The sequence below is a fragment of the Marinilabilia salmonicolor genome (genome assembly GCF_003003035.1).
Classification (GTDB): Bacteria; Bacteroidota; Bacteroidia; order Bacteroidales; family Marinilabiliaceae; genus Marinilabilia; species Marinilabilia salmonicolor_A.
In genome coordinates this window covers 72143-90363 of record NZ_PVTS01000016.1, presented here as the reverse complement: position 1 = coordinate 90363, position 18221 = coordinate 72143, and the positions used below count along the sequence as shown (strand labels likewise).

The window sequence follows — 18221 nt, the reverse complement described above, 5'->3', positions numbered from 1 at the left end:
AGTTTTTAGAGTGAAAGCTGGTTAAGTCTTGATTTTTTTTGATTACTTTTTTGTATCAAGACAAAAAAGTAATTCAGGGTTTAAGGGATGAAATCCCTTTTGGAAAATGTTTAGGACTCTATTGATTTAAGACAATTTATATAATGTTGATATTCTGTGTTTTAGATGATAAAAACTATGATTTCAAGTAATTGAATTTCAATGCATTGCAATTTCGAAATTTCGGGATAACGGAGAATTGTAAATAAAATGGAAATGATAAAATTAAAGCATCCACTGATGGTAGTAGGTACCGGTTCCGATGTAGGGAAGAGTGTGCTGGCTACCGGCTTTTGCCGCATCTTTTTGCAGGATGGATATCGTCCCGTTCCTTTTAAGGCGCAGAATATGTCACTCAATAGCTACGTAACTGCTAACGGGGGAGAAATTGGTCGCGCACAGGCGGTGCAGGCAGAGGCGTGCCGGTTGGATTGTCATACCGATATGAATCCCGTGTTGCTTAAGCCCGGCTCGGATAAGCAATCTCAGGTGATAGTAAATGGAAAGGTACTGGGGAATTATGTTGCAGGCAGTTATTTCAGGGGCGAGATAAAAGACCAGTTGTTTGGGGAAGTCACAGGGGCGTTTGAACGTTTGCTTAAATCGTATAATCCCGTGGTTATTGAAGGTGCGGGGAGCATTGCCGAACTTAATCTGAAAAACAATGACATTGTGAATATGCGAATTGCCGTTGCGACTAAAGCGGCCACGGTACTGGTGGCTGACATTGAGCGGGGAGGGGTTTTTGCTTCGGTTTTTGGCTCCATTATGTTGCTTGATACGGAAGAGCGAAAACAGATTAAGGGTGTTATTATCAATAAATTTCGGGGAGATGTTTCTTTGTTTGATGAGGGACGAAAGATTCTGGAAGATTTGACCGGCGTTCCAGTACTTGGCATTATTCCGGCATTCAGTCATATCAGCATTGAAGAGGAAGACTCCATTTCGTTAGAGCGAAAAGCGACTTCTGCTCTCGATAATAAGGTCAATGTCGCAGTGATTCATCTCAGAAGATTGTCTAATTTCACAGATTTCAATTGTCTGGAACAAGACGAGCGAGTGAATCTTTTCTACACCAATAATACGGAAGAGATCAAAAAAGCCGACATCATCATTTTGCCCGGATCTAAAAGTACCATTGCAGATTTGATTGAGCTGCGTCGAAATGGGGTGGCAGAGGAGATTATTCGCCAGTCAAGGGCCGGAAAATCAGTGATTGGTATTTGTGGGGGCTATCAGATGATGGGAGCTCGAATTGAAGATCCCGAACATGTGGAGGGGAGTGTGGATGCAGTGCCCGGGTTGAATATTTTACCGGTGACGACCACCCTGGAATCGGAGAAATACACCGTGCGAACTTCATTTTTTTTCAAGGATTTTGAGGAGCCTTGCAGTGGCTATGAAATCCACATGGGGCAAACGAGAGGTGATGGTGCTGAAGTCTTAAATCGTCTGGAAAACGGGCAATCAGAAGGGTGCCGGATGAATACACAAATTTGGGGTACCTATATGCATGGAATACTTGATAACCCGGTTGTGATAGAAGATATTCTGGCTCCTTATGTGCAAGGTGTCACCCCCTCCATTAGTTATGATGAGTTTAAACAAAATCAGTACGACCTGTTGGCCGATCATATTCGCCAAAATGTGGATATGGATCTGACCTATAAAATATTGTCAGAATGATTAAGGGACACGGTGACGACATCTATGATTTTCCGGATATTCGAATCAATTTCAGTTCGAATGTTATTCCGGGGGGGGTACATCCGTCGTTGAGAAATCACCTGAGTTCCTGTTTGAAATGTATTGAATGTTATCCGGATCCTTTGGGTGAAGGGCTTGCGTGTCAGATAGAACATCACAAACATCTTTCTGCCGGAAGTGTCATGATTACTAACGGGGCTGTTGAAGCTTTTTATTTAATTGCGGAGATGTTTCAGGGGAAGAAGTCATTAATCTTTTATCCCTCTTTTTCGGAGTACGAGGATGCCTGCCTTAAGTTCAATCACCAAATTGAGTTTTTCCACCAAACAACATTCGGAGATGTGGGTTATTCAGGGTTAGATCTGGTTTGGATTTGTAATCCCAACAACCCGGACGGTCGCATTTATGACCAGGAAAAGCTGGTGAAAGAAATTGAGGATAATCCCAATATTATATTTGTGGTGGATGAGGCCTACACCGATTTTTTAAACAGTGATATATCACTCGAATCCTGTTTGCCGGAATACAGAAATCTAATCATTGTAAAATCGTTAACCAAAATCTTTGCGATTCCCGGGCTCCGGCTGGGGTATCTTTTGGCAGATTCAACAATAATTGATGGACTGTACCGACAAGTGATGCCCTGGAGAATTAATGCCCTGGCACTGGAGGCAGGACGTTTTTGTTTTAGCAATCTTGATCACGATAAGCAGGAAGTGGCCGGATATCTTCAGGAATCCCAGCGATTTCAAAATGCGATCAATGATATAGACGGGTTTAGGGTGGAGCCTTCTTCAACTACGTTTTTTTTGGTAGAGGCCCCGTTTTCTGCAGCAGTTTTGAAAAATCATTTGGCTCATAATAATAACATTCTGATAAGGGATGCATCCAATTTCAGGGGCCTGACAGAAAATTATTTCAGGGTTTCGGTGCAGGCGCCCAAAGAAAATAACCAATTAATTGAAGCGCTCAAAGAATGGAGTTGAATTTGCTTATACCGGCTTTGATTTTTGCCTGGATACTCGACCGTATTCTTGGGGATCCTTCTTGGATGCCACATCCGGTTGTTGTATTTGGAAAACTTATTGCATTTTTCGAGAAGAAATGTAACCGGGGAAGAGGCAATTTTGTGCGTGGAATGGTGGTGACGGTCGTCTTGGTCACCGGGGTGTTTTTCTTTTTTTACCGGGTCATTTTTCTGTTGGGTCAGATAAATCTCTGGCTGGAAGTGTTTTTTCAAATGGTCTTTATCTTTATGGGTTTGGCCGGTACCACTCTTATTCGTGAAGGGGAATCTGTTTTCGAAAAGTTGCAGATAGGGATCGACGAAGGGCGGCGACAGGTTGGGCGGATTGTTGGGCGCGACACCAAAAACCTGAGTAGTCATGAAATTAAAACTGCCACTCTTGAAACATTGGCCGAAAACCTGAGTGACGGAGTTGTGGCTCCTCTATTTTGGCTGGCCATTTTCGGGGTTCCGGGTATGATGGCTTATAAGATGATCAATACACTGGATTCAATGATTGGTTACAAAAATGAAAGATATGAACAGTTTGGGAAATTTGCTGCCCGATTGGATGATATTGCTAATTACCTTCCGGCTAGAATTACAGCACTTTTAATGGCATTTTTTGGAATGAGATACAGGGCTTTTCAGTTCATTTTTCGGTTTGGGAGATCGCATAACAGCCCCAATGCCGGATATCCCGAAGCTGCCTTGGCCGGCATCCTGAATGTCCAGTTTGGGGGGGATCATGATTATTTTGGAGAGGTGGTTTCCAAACCGAAAATTGGCAACAACAAAAGAGCTATAAATATATCGGACCTGAATAAAACAATTCAAATCAACAGGGCAGTTGAAATCCTGATGATTGTCTTGGTTATTTCGGTCTGGATTATCACTGATTTACCTTGTGGAGCACAAAATGCAGAGGTTCTGTTTTCTGGTCCCGGCAGTTTTGTCTTCACTATAAAACAATAAAACTATGAATTCACTTAAAAACCTAAACATTCAGCCCATCGAAAATGGTGAGTTGAGAAAACTTCTTCAGCACAATATAGACCAGAAGACTAAGCCGGTGGGCTCTTTGGGATATCTTGAAGAGTTGGCCTTACGAATTGGTCTCATTCAGGAAAGTACAAGGCCTGAATTAAAATCGCCTGTGATGCTTACAGTGGCATCCGACCACGGCATCACCGAGGAAGGGGTAAGTCCGGTGCCTCCGGAGATTACCTGGCAGCAGGTGAATAATTTTATCAATGGTGGCGGTGGAATCGGACTATTTTGTAAACAATATGGTTTCGATTTGTATGTAGTGGATGCAGGTGTTGATCACGATTTTGAACCTCATCCGAGATTGATTGATAAAAAGGTTCGCAAAGCAACACGAAATTTCTTGAAAGAACCCGCCATGACACAGGAGGAATGTGACAAGGCAATTCAGAACGGTCGGGATGTGGTGGCCCTTTTTGCTGAAAAAGGGAGTAATGTTGTTGGGTTTGGTGAGATGGGTATTGGAAATTCCTCTCCTGCAACTGCATTACTGTCTGTTTATACCGGGCTGTCTCTGGAGGAGTGTACTGGTCCCGGATGTGGGTTGGATCAGAAGGGGATTCAAAAAAAATCTGGTGTATTGCAACAGGCCATCGAGAAACATGGCATTCTTGAAAAACCAGAAGCGAATCTTGCCGCTTATGGAGGTCTTGAAATTGCCACTATGGTAGGTGGAATGCTGGAAGCGGCTCAACGTCGAATGCTCATTGTTGTGGATGGTTTTATCACGACGTCGGCATTTTTAGCAGCTTACGAAATTTGTCCCACTGTTCGGGATTATGCTGTTTTTTCTCATTGTTCCAAAGAGCATGGACATGTGAAAATGCTTAATTACATGAACGGTCGGCCGTTGCTAAATCTTGATCTTCGTTTGGGGGAGGGAACAGGCTCTGCTATTGCCTATCCAATCATTCAGGGAAGTGTGGCTATGCTTAATGAAATGACCTCCTTTGGTGAAGCAAAAGTTTATAATGTGGTAGATGAAACCGGAAATATTGTGACGAAATAAAGTGTTTATTGTTTTTTTTGAAAGTACAAGATTGTATAAGCAATCCTTGAATTTAGTCTGCACCAGAGAGGCAACCTTGTAAAACAACCTGCTAACTAAACAACTCTTTTGTGATTAAAAGAGATTGACTGTTTAAATGGCGGGCTGGCCTGTCCGTTTTCCGGGCCGGCGGTTGGCGAGAAGGCTTAATGGACGACTTCAGAGCCTTGCGGGTCAGCCGGAAATTAAGCTTGATGCGGGCGGATAGGTTTAAACGGACTTCCCGAGAATAGTTTTTGTTGGTTTTTGGCTTTAAGGCCAAAAAACCTTACAAAACTTAATTCGGGATTGGTTTCTTTTTGGGGCAATGCCAAAAAGAACAATAATAAAAAATTAGATATTTGGAACTGCTGACTTTTTCAACAGGTCTAAAATAAAGGTGCATTGGATATTGCGTTAAGTGCATGGAGTGGACAAACACACACTCTTTGCACTCTGCACTCTGCACTCTGCACTCTGCTTTTAACCATCAATGCTTATGCGAGAACTAAATATCCTTTTTTCCTCAATTCTCTACTTCACCCGGCTGCCTTTGCCGTTTAAAGTGGAGTATCGAAAAGAGAATCAGCAACTGGCCTTAACCTGGTTTCCCATGATTGGCTTTATCGTGGGAGGTTTGGGAGCTCTTGTCTTTTGGCTGCCCCATCTTTATTTGCCACAATCAGTGGCTGTAATTGTTTCGTTGGGTGCGAGTGTGTTGGTGACAGGTGCTTTCCATGAGGATGGATTTGCGGATGTTTGTGATGCTTTTGGTGGGGGATATAGTAAAGACCAGCGATTGAAGATAATGAAAGATTCGCGTGTTGGAGCCTATGCGCTAATAGGTGTAGTGCTTTTATTTGCACTCAAAATCGCTTTGCTTATAGAAATAAATGCCTTGTGGATACCTGTTATTTTGATTACTTCCCATGTGTTGAGTCGGTGGTCAACCCTGATAATATCTATGGGTTGGAGTTATGCCCGGCCAACCGGGGAGTCTAAGTCACGCGATACCAGTCATCCCATTTCATGGATGCGGTTTTTCTGGGCAACTGTACTTGGATTTTCTCCACTGTTGTTGTTTGAATCCTGGTGGGTGCTGGTGACGGTTCCTGTTGTCACTGTGTTTTCTCTATTGTCAGGAAAATGGTTTCAAAAACGAATTGGTGGATATACCGGAGATTGCCTGGGGGCTGTACAGCAGGTAAATGAGGTGTTGGTAATGGCTGTTTTGTTGATTGGTGTTGGTTGAAATTTGATGGGAGTTTGCTCTTGTTGAAAAGGAGCCTGAAGGGCTCCAATATTTATAGCTAACGCGGCATACATATGTCACCCGACGCTGAAGGTGTCGAACAACCGAAAAATAGTGAATTGTATTCGACCGCCTTCGGGGTCGATATTTTCTCATTGTTATTTGGCTATAAATATGAGACCCGCTTAGGGGTCGGAGATATAATTGGAGATTACTCATCAAAAAGAAATGGAAGGTATCCCTGATTGTTTGAAACATTCTTTAAATACCTATGCAATATTAAGCTAAAGCTTAACAAAAATGAAAAAAGGTATAAGATTGGAAGTTAGAACCCAGATTAACCTGGAGAAAATTTCTTTAATTCTTTGCGTTTAAAATAAAATATTATGTCAAAGAACATCTATTTTATTCGACATCCTAAAACAGAAGCTCCTCCAGGCGTTTGCTATGGCAACTCAGATGTGAAACCATCTGCTGAATCTTTGGAAAAAGCAGCTGCTAAAGCCCGGACTAAACTTAATGGTACGAGTGTTGACATCTGCTATTCCAGTCCGCTTTCGCGATGTACCATGCTTGCCGGAGCATTGATGCAAGATCGGATGGTCGTGACTTCCGAACGCATTCGGGAGATCAATTTTGGCCGATGGGAAATGGTACCCTGGATCGATATTCCTGAAGAGGAGCAAGAGCAGTGGGGGCAGGATTTTATCAATTGTAAAATTCATGGGGGAGAGAATTTTTTTGACGTGCAGCATCGGGTTCTTTCCTTTCTGAATGAATTGGTGAATACCGGTCACACGAACATTATGGTGGTTACTCATGCCGGATTGTTGAGAGCTTTACTGGCTCATCTGTTGGAAGCATCGCCCCGGAAGATATTTGCCATGCATATCGATTACGGAGATGTGATTTGTTTGGAATGGTACAATAGCGAATATTATAAAGTGAAATATTTGTAGGAAGCCTCTATTATCTATTGTCTAATCATCTAATATCTAAATAATGCTTTATTTCATCACAGGCGGACAACGATCAGGAAAAAGCAGTTACGCCCAAAAGCTGGCGTTGAAAATATCATCCAACCCTGTTTATTTGGCTACTGCTCGTATTTGGGATGATGATTTTCGCCAGCGAGTGGAACGCCATCAAAGGGATCGTGGTTCCGAATGGACAAATATTGAAGAACCGCTGAATATTTCTGATTGTAAAGTGTCGGGCCGGGTTGTGGTGCTGGATTGCGTCACATTGTGGCTTACCAACCTCTTTTTTGATCATCAGGATATGTCGGTGGATGAGGTTTTAGAAATGGCTAAAGAAGAGTTTGGCAAACTGATTACGAAGGATGTCACCCTAATCGTTATTTCCAATGAGATAGGGCTGGGCGGCCATGCTGAGAGCGCGGTTGCAAGACGTTTTACCGATCTGCAGGGATGGATGAATCAGCACATTGCAGGCCTGGCCGATGTAGCAACGCTGATGGTGGCAGGATTGCCCTTGCAACTTAAAGGGCCTGGAGCAAAGGGCACGGCGCATGGTGCATAGAAGTTGTCAAACGGCTTTTCTATTTACACCAAGCCCTCTGCACCTTGCAAATTTATTTAGATATGACAAAACCAACCTTTCTTATTGCCGCGCCCAAAAGTAATTCGGGGAAGACCTTGATAACACTGGGACTCATTAAAGCTATTAGTGACCAGGGTTATTGTGTGCAACCATTTAAATGCGGCCCCGATTACATCGATCCGATGCATCATACGGCCATTGCTGGTAGATCTTCTTACAATCTGGATTTGTGGATGTCATCAGAAAGCCATGTAAAATCAATTTTTCATTCTCAGATGAAAGATGCCGGGGTGGGTGTTGTGGAGGGTGTTATGGGCTTGTTTGATGGAGCCCGAAAGGATGAGGGAAGTTCGGCTGCCATCGCCCGGTTATTGGATGTCCCGGTGGTTTTGGTGGTGGATGCTTCCAGTGTGGCTTATTCTGTTGCCCCTCTTTTGTATGGATTTAAGCATTTCGATCGGGGTATTCGACTGGCCGGCGTCATTTTCAATAAGGTGGCAGGAGATTCTCATTACCAATTTCTGAAAGAAGCAGCAGAAGATTCAGGTGTTAAAGCACTGGGATATGTGCCAAGAGATAAGGCTTTGGCCATTGATGACCGGCATTTGGGATTACACATGCCGGGTGAAGGAAAAGAGGCTGAAATAGTAAAAAAAGCGGCAGATCTCATAAAGGAGCATGTGCTGGTTCCAGCCTTGCTTGAGGCAGCTGGAGGGGTGCCGGGAGAGAATACAAAACATCCAGATTCTAGCGGCTTTTGTCATTCTGAACGGAGTGAAGAATCTCTTTGTCAGCAATCTTCCCTACCTCAAAGTGTTCGGAATAATAAATGTGGAGACTTTGGAGAGGCTTCCTTTGAATCGCAAAATCTAAAAATAGCCATTGCTTCCGACAAAGCTTTTAATTTTACGTATCAGGCAAATTTAGATTGTCTCAAGGCTTTGGGGACGTTGGAGTACTTTTCTCCAATATCTGATAAAAACTTACCTGATGCGGATCTTATCTGGTTGCCCGGAGGATATCCTGAATTATTTGCTGGGGAGTTATCTAAGAATCGTCTGATGCTATCTGCAATTCGAAAGTTTGCAGAATCAGGAAAAGCCATTGTGGCCGAATGTGGTGGAATGATGTATCTGGGGAAAGAGATAATACTTAAAGATGGTTCGTCGTTTCCCATGGCAGGAGTATTCGATTTTTCAACCTCTTTTAAAGATATGAAACTCCATTTGGGATATCGGGAGGTGAGTGGAGAACCTTTTTCCTTAAGGGGCCATGAATTTCATTATTCCGAATTGTTGAATGCCTGTACCACACCTGAATATGTGGTGAAATCAGCCCGGGGCAAACAGATTGAAATGCCGGTCTTCCGTCACAAGGGGGTGTGGGCTTCTTACATGCACTTGTATTTGGGAGAACCTGGGCGAATGAAGCGTTTTCTGAAGCTTGTTTTAGGGGATTAATGATGAAAGGAACAAATGGTGAAAAAGGGAATTGAAATTGATGTAATCATAAGAGATTAGGATAAGAGCAAGTAAAGATGCTTGAACAAGCGTCTCTTGTTTGAAGGTTAAGAGAATCTCTTGCTTTAAAAAAACATGAAAAAACTAACAGGTATAGGTCTCGGCCCCGGCGATCCGGAGATGATTACCCTGAAAGCGTTAAAAGCTTTACAACAGGCAGATGTGATCTATTATCCGGCCACGTATTCCGAATCAGGGAGGGTAAAATCTTTCTCTTTGGAAATCTTACAGCAGCTGGATATAAGAACGGAGTTTCGGCCATTAATCATTCCCATGACGGATAAAAACCGGGATGAGATTTACCGGAAGGCTTATCAAATGTTGAAGGGAGCTATGGTTGAGGGTAAGGAAGTAGCCGTTGTTAATGAGGGCGACTTGCTTTTCTATAGCACCTTCGGATATTTGTTGAAGATGGCCAAGGCCGATGGTGTAGAGTGTAAAGTGGTTTCAGGGATTCCTGCTTTTATCGCAGCCGGGAGTCTGGGGCATTTGCCAATTGTAGAAGGTAGTGCCGGATTTAATCTTATTGCCCGACCAAAAAGCTTTGCGCAGATATCCCAAATGCTTCAGGAAAATCCTGACAACACGCTGGTGGTAATGAAAATGAAAGTGCTTACCGGCTGGTATCACCACCTGAAGCAATGCTCTCGTCCTTTCCTTTATGTGGAAAAGGCTGGCACAACCGATGAGTTTGTTACCTCAAATGTGGAGGATTTAAAGGATAGGGAGATTCCTTATTTTTCAGTGATAATGTTTTACAGCGGGACAATGGTGGAAGGGTAGAAAGGTTGAACGATGAATGTATAGAAAGTACTTCATCTTTTACCATATTACCCTATTACCTTTTTCTCCTTCAACCATACTATTTTATGAGCAAAATATACACCATAGGTATTGGTCCCGGTGACCAGAATCAGATGACTCCCCAGGCAGTAGAAGCCTTGAAGGCATCCGATACTATTGTTGGCTACCACCATTATTTCGAATACATCGGTCACCTCACCAAAGGGAAAGAGGCGATCAGCACAGGTATGAAGAAAGAGCGGGATCGTGCCAAATCGGCTTTTAAGGAGGCTGAAAAAGGGAAAACAGTCTCGGTTATCAGCAGCGGTGATTCAGGAGTTTACGGGATGGCCCCGCTTCTTTGGGAGATGAAAGAGGAACGTGCATCGGAGGTGGAAATTGAAGTTGTTCCGGGTATCAGTGCCATGTTTACTGCTGCAGCACGCATGGGGGCACCGTTGGGACATGATTTTTGTTCGATTTCTTTGTCCGACTTGCTCACGCCCTGGGAACGAATTGAAAAACGGATTGAGGCAGCTGCCGGGGCTGATTTCGTGACTGCTGTTTACAATCCTGTCAGCAAGGGACGATTCTGGCAACTAATGCGGCTCCGGGACATTTTTTTGCAGTTTCGGTCTCCTCTGACTTGTGTTTGTATTGCACGGAATGTGGGGCGAAAGGATGAGCAATTGAATTTCCTGACCATTGAAGAACTGGATGCTTCGATGGTGGATATGTTTTCCCTGGTGATGGTAGGCAATAGCCAAACACGCATGATTAATAATCACATGGTGACGCCTCGTGGTTACTATAATCAGAAAGGAACGCAGGAGGACAAACCCGGTCGTCAGATTATGAATGAGAGTTTTCGCACCATTTTAAAGGGCCTGAATGTTGAAAACCAACCTCTGGATCATACATGGGTGGCCCTGCATTGTATTCATACCACGGCCGATTTTGGCATGAACAATTTGCTCGAAATCCGAAATGATATGGTTGCCAGGTTGCATAAGGTTTTTTATTCCGGGAAACCTCCGGTTATTGTCACCGATGTTTCGATGGTCACCCGTGGAATTCGTCGGGAAACCCTTAATAAACTGGGCGTTGAGGTAAAATGCTATCTTGATGATGACCGCGTTAAAACGTTGGCTGCCAATAAAAATATCACCCGTACACAGGCAGGTATTCGTCTGGCCGTGCAGGAGCATCCTGATGCCCTCTTTGCCTTTGGAAATGCGCCTACTGCATTGATGGAACTGGTAAAGCTCATAAGAAACGGGCAGGCTCAACCCGTCGGAGTTGTCGCGGCTCCGGTAGGATTTGTTAATGTTCGTGAAAGCAAATGGCAGTTGAAGTTCGGATGTCCTGAGGTTCCTGCGGTTATTGTGGATGGTCGGAAAGGTGGCAGCAATGTGGCGGCAACCATCATCAATGCCATTTTGAGCTGGGACGATGCCCAGGCGATGCATCCCGGTGATGGATTGTGAGGTGGGGCGAATTCCTATTCGCCCGGAGTGGTATAGCGAATTCCTATTCGCCCAGGAGAGCAGTACAAAGATTCTTGAAGCACAAAAGAAAATAATATGAAGATAACCATCATTGGCATTAACGACAGGCTTCCGGAATTTACCGAAGAGGTGCAAACCTTCATTGCATCGGCGAATTTTTTTGCCGGAGGCAATCGTCATCATGAATTGGTAAAGAAGTACCTGCCGGAGACCTATCATTGGAGTCCTATTGTGGTGCCTTTGTCGGGTTTGTTTGAAGATATTCAAAATAAGAAGGGCAACTGGGTGATTTTAGCTTCGGGTGACCCATTGTTTTTTGGCATCGGCAATACCTTAAAACGTGTGTTCCCGGATGCAGAAATCAAGTTGCTGCCACAATTTAACTCCCTGCAATTACTGGCTCATCGTTTGGGGATTAACTATGGTGAATATCCAGTGGTATCGCTGACAGGGCGCCCGTGGGGTGCTTTTGATAAGGCTTTGATTATGGGTGCAAGCCGCATGGCTGTTCTCACTGACCGTAAAAAGACGCCTGTTGAAATTGGCAGGAGGATGATTTCTTATGGATATACCAATTACCGAATGTTTTACGGTGAAAAAATGGGAGGAGAAAACGAGCGGGTGCTGACACTGGATTTGGATGAAGTGTTGGAAATGGATTTCTGTCATCCCAATTGCTTTTTTCTGGAAAAAACCAATAATGCCATTCCGTCCGGGGGTATTCACGAAACGGATTTTGAACCTTTGGAGGGCCGTCCCCGCATGATTACAAAAATGCCGATTAGAATTACCACTCTGGCATTGATGCAGCTTCATAAGCGCAAGAGTTTTTGGGATGTGGGTGCTTGTACCGGGAGTGTGTCGATTGAAGCCAGATTAAGCCATCCTCATTTGCAGGTAACTGCTTTTGAGATTCGTCCCGAATCGGAAGGCATCATTCATCGAAATGCCCGAAAATTTCAGGCTCCGGGGGTTTATTTGATTATCGGTGATTTTTTAAAAGCAAAAAAAGAGAAATTGGTTGCTCCCGATGCCGTTTTTATTGGTGGCTATGGTGGCAAAATGGAGGAGGTATTGAATGATGTAAACAAATACCTGCTTACTGGTGGTGTCATTGGGTTTAATTCTGTTTCCGGCGAGAGCAGGACTCGGTTTCTGAACTGGTGCTCTCACAATCAATCTGAGATAATACAACAACAACAAATTCAGGTGGACGATCATAACCCCATCTCTATTCTGATAGCAGAGAAGAAAAGATAAATATATGCAAACAATTATCACCCATTCCGATAAAGGCCAGCGACTGGCAAAAAGATTGATAGAAGCTGGTCTGGAAGCGACCATAATCCGATCCCCAAAAAATTACGATCAGCTATGGGCAGAGAATAAGGCACTGATATTTATTGGTGCCCTGGGCATTTGTGTTCGCGAAATAGCTCCTTTCCTGAAAGATAAAAAAACGGACCCGGCCGTAATAAATATCGATGCCAACGGACAATTTGTTCAGCCGGTGGTTTCGGGCCATCTGGGGGGCGCCAATGAGCTTGCATGTAGCCTTTCAAAACGAATGGGTGCTCAGCCCGTCATTACGACGGTTAGTGATACGTCCCGGTTGTGGGCCCTGGATGCTCTGCCGGCCCGCTTTAACTGGAAAATGGAATGTTCAGGAAATCTCACCCGACTGATGGCTGCTTTTGTCAATGGCCGGAAAACAGCTTTACTGTTGGAAGCCAGAGATAAGGGAACTTTATTTCTGGAAACTGAACTCCCTTCTCATGTGGATCTCTTTTTAAAGGGTTCGGCGGTAAATCCTGATGATTATCAGTTAATTATAGCAATCACGCCGTTTCTTTACGATTTTGGCACCAAGGCCATTTTTTATCGCCCCCCCATGCTACACGCCGGAATTGGCTGTCAGCGGGATTTGCTCTTCGATGAGTTTGAGAAACTGCTGCTGGATGGTTTTCAGCAGAAAGGTATTTCCCCGCTTTCCCTGGCATCCCTGGGAACAGTTGAATTGAAAAAAAATGAGCCGGCTTTTCTGAAGTTGAGTGAAAAGTGGAACATTCCGTTGCGTTATTTTTCTGGTGACGAACTCAGTAAGTATAAGGTTCCAAATCCATCGGAACGGGTAAGAGAGATGACCGGTTCCGCCGGAGTTGCCGAGGCTTCGGCCATGCATCTGGCTAATAATAATTTGCTGATTGAGAAAACCAAGGGACACGTCGCAGACAAAAACTTTACTTATGCTGTTGCCATCGATCGACGCTTTGAACGGAAAGGTTTTGTGGAAATTGTAGGGGCGGGACCGGGCGATCCGGAATTAATCTCAGTTAAAGGGAAACGAATGCTTCAGGCGGCCGATTATATTCTTTATGCCGGAAGTCTGGTGCCACGGGAGCTGACCAATTATGCCAAACCCGGATGTGTGGTGGAAAGTTCGGCAGGAATGGATTTGATGCTGCAAATGAAGAGCATGAAGCGCTTCTACGACCGGGGGCTGTTAATTGTTCGCCTGCATACCGGTGATCCTTGTATCTACGGAGCCATTCAGGAACAGATGAATATTATGGATCAATGGGGATGGCAATATCATATAACACCGGGTATCTCCTCATTTCAGGCAGCGGCAGCAGCTTTGAAATCTCAGTTTACCATTCCGGAGGAGGTGCAAACCATTGTCCTTACCCGGGGTGAAGGGCGCACTCTTATGCCGGAACGTGAGCAATTGCACAAACTTGCGGAATCGCTAAGTACCATGTGTATTTATCTGAGTGCCGCAATAGCTGTCAAAGTACAGCAGGAGTTGTTAACGCATTATCCGCCCGAAACGCCCGTGGCTGTGTGTTACAAACTTACCTGGAAGGATGAAAAAATCTATCGGTGTACGCTTGATACACTTGTACAAACAGTGGAGGAAAATAACTTGAAGATGACAACCCTTATTGTAGTTGGGAAAGCCATCGATAATCGTTCCGGTTTTTCGAAGTTGTACGACCCATCGTTTACACATGAGTTCAGGGAAGGAATTAAGGCCGAGAGCAGAGAGCATGGAGAATAGTGTTTCCCATTGCTCCATGCCCCATGCACAAAGCAGAAAACTATGATTCTACTATTTGGTGGCACGACAGAAGGCCGAAAGGCAGCCAGACTTTTGGGTATAATCGGACAGGATTATTATTATTCTACCAAAGCGCAGACCTCTCAGAAGGTTGGAGGTAGATTGATTGTCGGGGCTATGGATGCTGATGCGATGGCTAAGTTTTGCAGTACTAAAGGCATTCGGCTCATTATTGATGCAGCTCATCCTTTTGCTGTGGATTTGCATCATAATATCCAGAATGCAGCCATCAGATGTAATATTACAACCCTTCGTTTCGAGCGTCCTGTCCCTGACTTCTTGAACAATAATCATGTGCGTTTTTTTGATGACTTTGTTTCTTTGGAGGAGGCTTTGCTGAATAGTGAATTCGAAAATATTCTTGCACTTACCGGAGTGCAGACCATTCCAAAGCTTCGTGCGGTATGGCAAAGCCGGCAATGCTATTTCCGGATTCTGGATACCCGCCTGAGCCGCTATAAAGCCAATGAATATGGTATTCCTCAACATTTGGTAATTCCGATGGCTCCCGATGAAGATGTTGACAGTATTGTTGCCCTGGCAAAGAAAACCGGAGCCCGGGTTTTGCTTAGTAAGGAAAGCGGTGCTTCGGGCTTTATTCAGAGCAAAATAGAGGCTGCTTCATTGCTGAAGGTTCCGCTCTGGATGGTTCGACGTCCTCCATTGCCTGATTTTTCTTACAAAGTATTTTCACAAAAAGAGTTTTTGCAGCGATTTTATCAACTACGAAAGGAGCTGATGCAGGATAAATCGGCTCTCCGAAAGGGATACACCACCGGAACCTGCCTTACAGCTGCAGCGAAAGCCTGCTTCCTGGGATTGATGACTGGTGATTTCCCGGATGAAGTTTCTGTTATGCTCCCGGATGGAAGTGAAGTTGTGTTGCCTGTTTTTCCGGGAAAGATTGAAGATTCAAAAGCCTCCTGCATAGTGATTAAAGATGCGGGTGACGATGCCGATGTGATTCATGGTCATGAAATTGGTTGTGAACTGAAAATATGCTCCGCTTCAGGGGTGAAATTTTTACAGGGAAAAGGAGTGGGAAGGGTGACTCTTTCCGGGTTACAGATTCCGGTGGGGCAACCCGCCATTAATCCGGTTCCTCGTCAAATGGTGTCCAAAATGTTGGGACATCTCGCACAAGAGTATGACCTGGAGACCGGGTTCGAGGTGAGAGCTTTTGTGCCGGAGGGAGAAAAACTGGCCGCGAAAACCTTCAATCCCAGAGTCGGAGTGGAAGGGGGCATTTCAATCATTGGAACATCAGGGCGGGTAATCCCTTTTTCATCCGAAGCTTTTCTGGCAAGCATTCGTCCTCAGTTGGCTGTTGCCATGGAAACCGGTTTTCGTGAAGTTGTATTGACTTCCGGAAAGCGAAGCGAAAACCTGATTCGGTCAGATTTTTCTCACCTGCCGGATACCGCTTTTGTGCATTTTGGAAATCTGATTGGAGATACCATTAGGCTGGCGGTGGAAGAGGGCGCTGAAAAAATCACTTTGGCTTTGATGTTCGCGAAAAGTACCAAGCTGGCTGCCGGGAATTTGAATACCCACAGTAAAAATTGTCGCTTCGATTCGGATTTTTTGGCAGGTATTGCACGGAACTGTGGATTTACATCTGATGTGATTGATAAAATTGAATCCGTTAAGATGGCCAATGCTGTCTTGGATATAATTCCGCCGCAAGTTTCGCCTCTTTTTTTTCAGGCCATTGGCACAAAATGTTTTGAAGTTTGCAAACCTTTGATTCCGGAAGATGTTCTTTTTAGATTTGTAATGCTGACAGGAAAGGGAAGCCGGATTAAGATTGAGTGTAGCAGCGGTTCAGCGCATTAATTGTGTTCCGGACAAGGATAAGTCCTTTAATTCTTTTATTTTTGCACCGCGAAAATTAATACTTAAAAGAAATGGCTTCACAATTTGTTCCTACTCAGTATTTACTGCAATCTGTTAAAACAGGACAAGAATTTGTTGATAAAGGTTGGACACTTGATGCTCCGGGAGAGGATGATCCCTCTTTGATTAGGGCTGTATATGAGGAGGTTCAGCTAAATCTGAAAGACGAATCTTTGGGTTTATTCAAGTTTGCTGACTGGTTGCCTGTCAATCACATGCTTCAGGGGTCCGCACCTCCTGTAACCTACAAGAGTGAGGGATTGGCCAAACATCTGGGGTTGAATAATCTTTACATTACTTTTAGCGGATACTGGCCCGAAAAAGGGGCGTTCATGCCGACCTGTTCGTTTAAGGAGACCGAAGCCTATTCTGTTGGAGGAAGACTTACTGCCGATACAGAGGGTGTTTTGGTGGTTGCATCAGCCGGAAATACGGCACGTGCATTTGCCAGGGTTTGTTCCGATAATGATATAAAACTTTTGCTGTGTGTCCCTGAAGACAACCTCAGCGCTATGTGGTTCGACCGGCCCATCAAAAGCAATGTAAAGCTGGTGAGTACCCGCTCCGGAAGTGATTATTTCGATGCCATTCATCTTTCCAATATGATTTGCGATCTTCCCGGATTTTTTGCTGAAGGTGGTGCAAAGAATGTGGCCCGTCGCGATGGTATGGGAACCACTGTTCTTTCAGCTGCCACTTTTATCGGACACATTCCAGATCATTATTTTCAGGCTGTTGGAAGTGGAACCGGTGCCATTGCCGCCTGGGAAGCCAATCAGCGACTGATGGTGGATGGACGGTTTGGAACCAATATTATGAAACTCCGTGTGGCACAAAACGCTCCGTTTACGCCCATCTATGATGCATGGAAGGCCGATTCCCGCCAGATGCTTGAATTTGATAATGATGAAGCCCGCAGGCAGGTAGAAGATATGGATGCCAAAGTGTTGTCAAATCGTAAACCTCCTTATCCTATTTTTGGTGGTTTGTACGATGCTTTAAAAGATACTTCGGGCGAAGTTTTGGTGGCCTCAAATGAGGAAGGTCGTAAGGCTGCAGCGCTCTTCGAAGAACTGGAAGGCTGTGATATCCATCCGGCGGCAGGTATTGCCACGGCAACACTTATTAAAGAAGTGGAAAAGGGAACGGTTCCCCAGGATGATATCGTAATGCTCAACATTACCGGTGGAGGTGAAGAACTCTTTAAACGGGAAAAGGAAGTGGAATACCTGAAACCGGATTATGTTTTTGATATCGAACCCGATATTGAGGATGTGAAGAAAGTCCTGAAAGACCTGTTTTAGTTATTTTGTCAGCGCAAATTTTCGAGTTATATAGCAAGCTCTTCGAATGTCGGAGGGCTTTTTTTTGGGGGGGCAATGCCAAAAAGAAAATTTATTTTTGAATTTCTCATCACTCTGGCTATAAGGTTTTCGAAGTATAGGAACCCGGAAACCTGATTGTTCCTTAGTGTTAAGTTTTGTGGATCCAGTATAACCGATTCAAGAAAATGCCTTTTTAGGTAGGCTTTTTTATTTAGGAGAATCCATCCTGAGCCTGAAAGGCTCCTATGTTTTTAGCTTTTCGCAAAGTATAGGATATCGACGCTGAAGGTGTCGTATGCTTTAGTAAATGTTAGAACTATTTTTGGGATGTACGGAGTATTTTTAACCTGCCTTATACAAGGAAAAGGTAAGGTGTAAGCAGACTGAAATCCTGGGAATAATACTCCCGGGGCATTGCTCCAGATTA

Annotated in this window: 14 protein-coding genes; all 14 read left to right on the top strand. The window is 44.3% G+C overall.

The features are described 5' to 3' along the window. The first annotated feature begins 255 nt into the window (after positions 1–255). The 14 genes from BY457_RS14965 (at position 256) to BY457_RS14900 (ending at position 17773) form a co-directional block, all read left to right on the top strand. Positions 256–1725: a cobyric acid synthase gene (locus BY457_RS14965; protein ID WP_106154154.1), complete on the top strand. Its 1470-nt coding sequence runs from the start codon at positions 256–258 to the stop codon at positions 1723–1725. Next, on the top strand, positions 1722–2732 hold the full coding sequence (locus BY457_RS14960) for a pyridoxal phosphate-dependent aminotransferase (RefSeq protein ID WP_106154136.1): 1011 nt from the start codon (positions 1722–1724) through the stop codon (positions 2730–2732). The genes BY457_RS14965 and BY457_RS14960 overlap by 4 nt, the downstream gene beginning before the upstream one ends. Then, complete coding sequence (gene cbiB / locus BY457_RS14955) at positions 2723–3727, top strand: adenosylcobinamide-phosphate synthase CbiB (protein WP_106154135.1); 1005 nt, start codon at positions 2723–2725, stop codon at positions 3725–3727. The genes BY457_RS14960 and cbiB overlap by 10 nt, the downstream gene beginning before the upstream one ends. A gap of 4 nt (positions 3728–3731) precedes the next feature. After that, a complete protein-coding gene (gene cobT / locus BY457_RS14950) occupies positions 3732–4808 on the top strand; it encodes a nicotinate-nucleotide--dimethylbenzimidazole phosphoribosyltransferase (protein WP_106154134.1) in 1077 nt (358 codons plus the stop codon). A gap of 517 nt (positions 4809–5325) precedes the next feature. Further along, entirely contained in the window at positions 5326–6078 is a 753-nt protein-coding gene (locus tag BY457_RS14945; protein ID WP_258176756.1) for an adenosylcobinamide-GDP ribazoletransferase, read from the top strand. A 386-nt stretch (positions 6079–6464) separates the two neighbouring features. Further along, on the top strand, positions 6465–7037 hold the full coding sequence (cobC, locus tag BY457_RS14940; RefSeq protein WP_106154132.1) for an alpha-ribazole phosphatase: 573 nt from the start codon (positions 6465–6467) through the stop codon (positions 7035–7037). A gap of 43 nt (positions 7038–7080) precedes the next feature. Beyond that, positions 7081–7620 (top strand): bifunctional adenosylcobinamide kinase/adenosylcobinamide-phosphate guanylyltransferase, encoded by a 540-nt coding sequence (locus tag BY457_RS14935; RefSeq protein ID WP_106154131.1) that lies wholly within the window; start codon positions 7081–7083, stop codon positions 7618–7620. Positions 7621–7682: 62 nt separating this feature from the next. Continuing rightward, complete coding sequence (locus tag BY457_RS14930; protein WP_106154130.1) at positions 7683–9101, top strand: cobyrinate a,c-diamide synthase; 1419 nt, start codon at positions 7683–7685, stop codon at positions 9099–9101. 135 nt (positions 9102–9236) lie between these two features. Next, positions 9237–9944, top strand: coding sequence for a precorrin-2 C(20)-methyltransferase (locus tag BY457_RS14925; RefSeq protein WP_106154129.1), 708 nt, complete (start codon positions 9237–9239; stop codon positions 9942–9944). Positions 9945–10030: 86 nt separating this feature from the next. Then, the gene (gene cobJ, locus BY457_RS14920) at positions 10031–11431 is read left to right on the top strand and encodes a precorrin-3B C(17)-methyltransferase (RefSeq protein ID WP_106154128.1); all 1401 of its coding nucleotides are present in this window, start codon (positions 10031–10033) and stop codon (positions 11429–11431) included. A gap of 96 nt (positions 11432–11527) precedes the next feature. Next, positions 11528–12712, top strand: coding sequence for a precorrin-6y C5,15-methyltransferase (decarboxylating) subunit CbiE (cbiE, locus tag BY457_RS14915; RefSeq protein ID WP_106154127.1), 1185 nt, complete (start codon positions 11528–11530; stop codon positions 12710–12712). Between the two features lie 4 nt (positions 12713–12716). Beyond that, complete coding sequence (gene cobM, locus BY457_RS14910) at positions 12717–14513, top strand: precorrin-4 C(11)-methyltransferase (RefSeq protein WP_106154126.1); 1797 nt, start codon at positions 12717–12719, stop codon at positions 14511–14513. A gap of 42 nt (positions 14514–14555) precedes the next feature. Next, positions 14556–16409, top strand: coding sequence for a cobalt-precorrin-5B (C(1))-methyltransferase CbiD (cbiD, locus tag BY457_RS14905; protein ID WP_106154125.1), 1854 nt, complete (start codon positions 14556–14558; stop codon positions 16407–16409). A gap of 71 nt (positions 16410–16480) precedes the next feature. Next, positions 16481–17773, top strand: a complete 1293-nt coding sequence (locus BY457_RS14900) for a cysteate synthase (protein ID WP_181256500.1) — start codon at positions 16481–16483, stop codon at positions 17771–17773. The last annotated feature ends 448 nt before the right edge of the window (positions 17774–18221 follow it).

Bases quoted from the DNA above. Each gene is read 5' to 3' on its own strand.
- BY457_RS14925 (WP_106154129.1), top strand. From the start codon at position 9,237: ATGAAAAAACTAACAGGTATAGGTCTCGGCCCCGGCGATCCGGAGATG.
- BY457_RS14930 (WP_106154130.1), top strand. From the start codon at position 7,683: ATGACAAAACCAACCTTTCTTATTGCCGCGCCCAAAAGTAATTCGGGG.
- BY457_RS14945 (WP_258176756.1), top strand. From the start codon at position 5,326: ATGCGAGAACTAAATATCCTTTTTTCCTCAATTCTCTACTTCACCCGG.
- BY457_RS14900 (WP_181256500.1), top strand. From the start codon at position 16,481: ATGGCTTCACAATTTGTTCCTACTCAGTATTTACTGCAATCTGTTAAA.
- cobT (WP_106154134.1), top strand. From the start codon at position 3,732: ATGAATTCACTTAAAAACCTAAACATTCAGCCCATCGAAAATGGTGAG.
- cbiD (WP_106154125.1), top strand. From the start codon at position 14,556: ATGATTCTACTATTTGGTGGCACGACAGAAGGCCGAAAGGCAGCCAGA.
- cobC (WP_106154132.1), top strand. From the start codon at position 6,465: ATGTCAAAGAACATCTATTTTATTCGACATCCTAAAACAGAAGCTCCT.
- BY457_RS14960 (WP_106154136.1), top strand. From the start codon at position 1,722: ATGATTAAGGGACACGGTGACGACATCTATGATTTTCCGGATATTCGA.
- cbiE (WP_106154127.1), top strand. From the start codon at position 11,528: ATGAAGATAACCATCATTGGCATTAACGACAGGCTTCCGGAATTTACC.
- cobJ (WP_106154128.1), top strand. From the start codon at position 10,031: ATGAGCAAAATATACACCATAGGTATTGGTCCCGGTGACCAGAATCAG.
- cobM (WP_106154126.1), top strand. From the start codon at position 12,717: ATGCAAACAATTATCACCCATTCCGATAAAGGCCAGCGACTGGCAAAA.
- BY457_RS14935 (WP_106154131.1), top strand. From the start codon at position 7,081: ATGCTTTATTTCATCACAGGCGGACAACGATCAGGAAAAAGCAGTTAC.
- BY457_RS14965 (WP_106154154.1), top strand. From the start codon at position 256: ATGATAAAATTAAAGCATCCACTGATGGTAGTAGGTACCGGTTCCGAT.
- cbiB (WP_106154135.1), top strand. From the start codon at position 2,723: ATGGAGTTGAATTTGCTTATACCGGCTTTGATTTTTGCCTGGATACTC.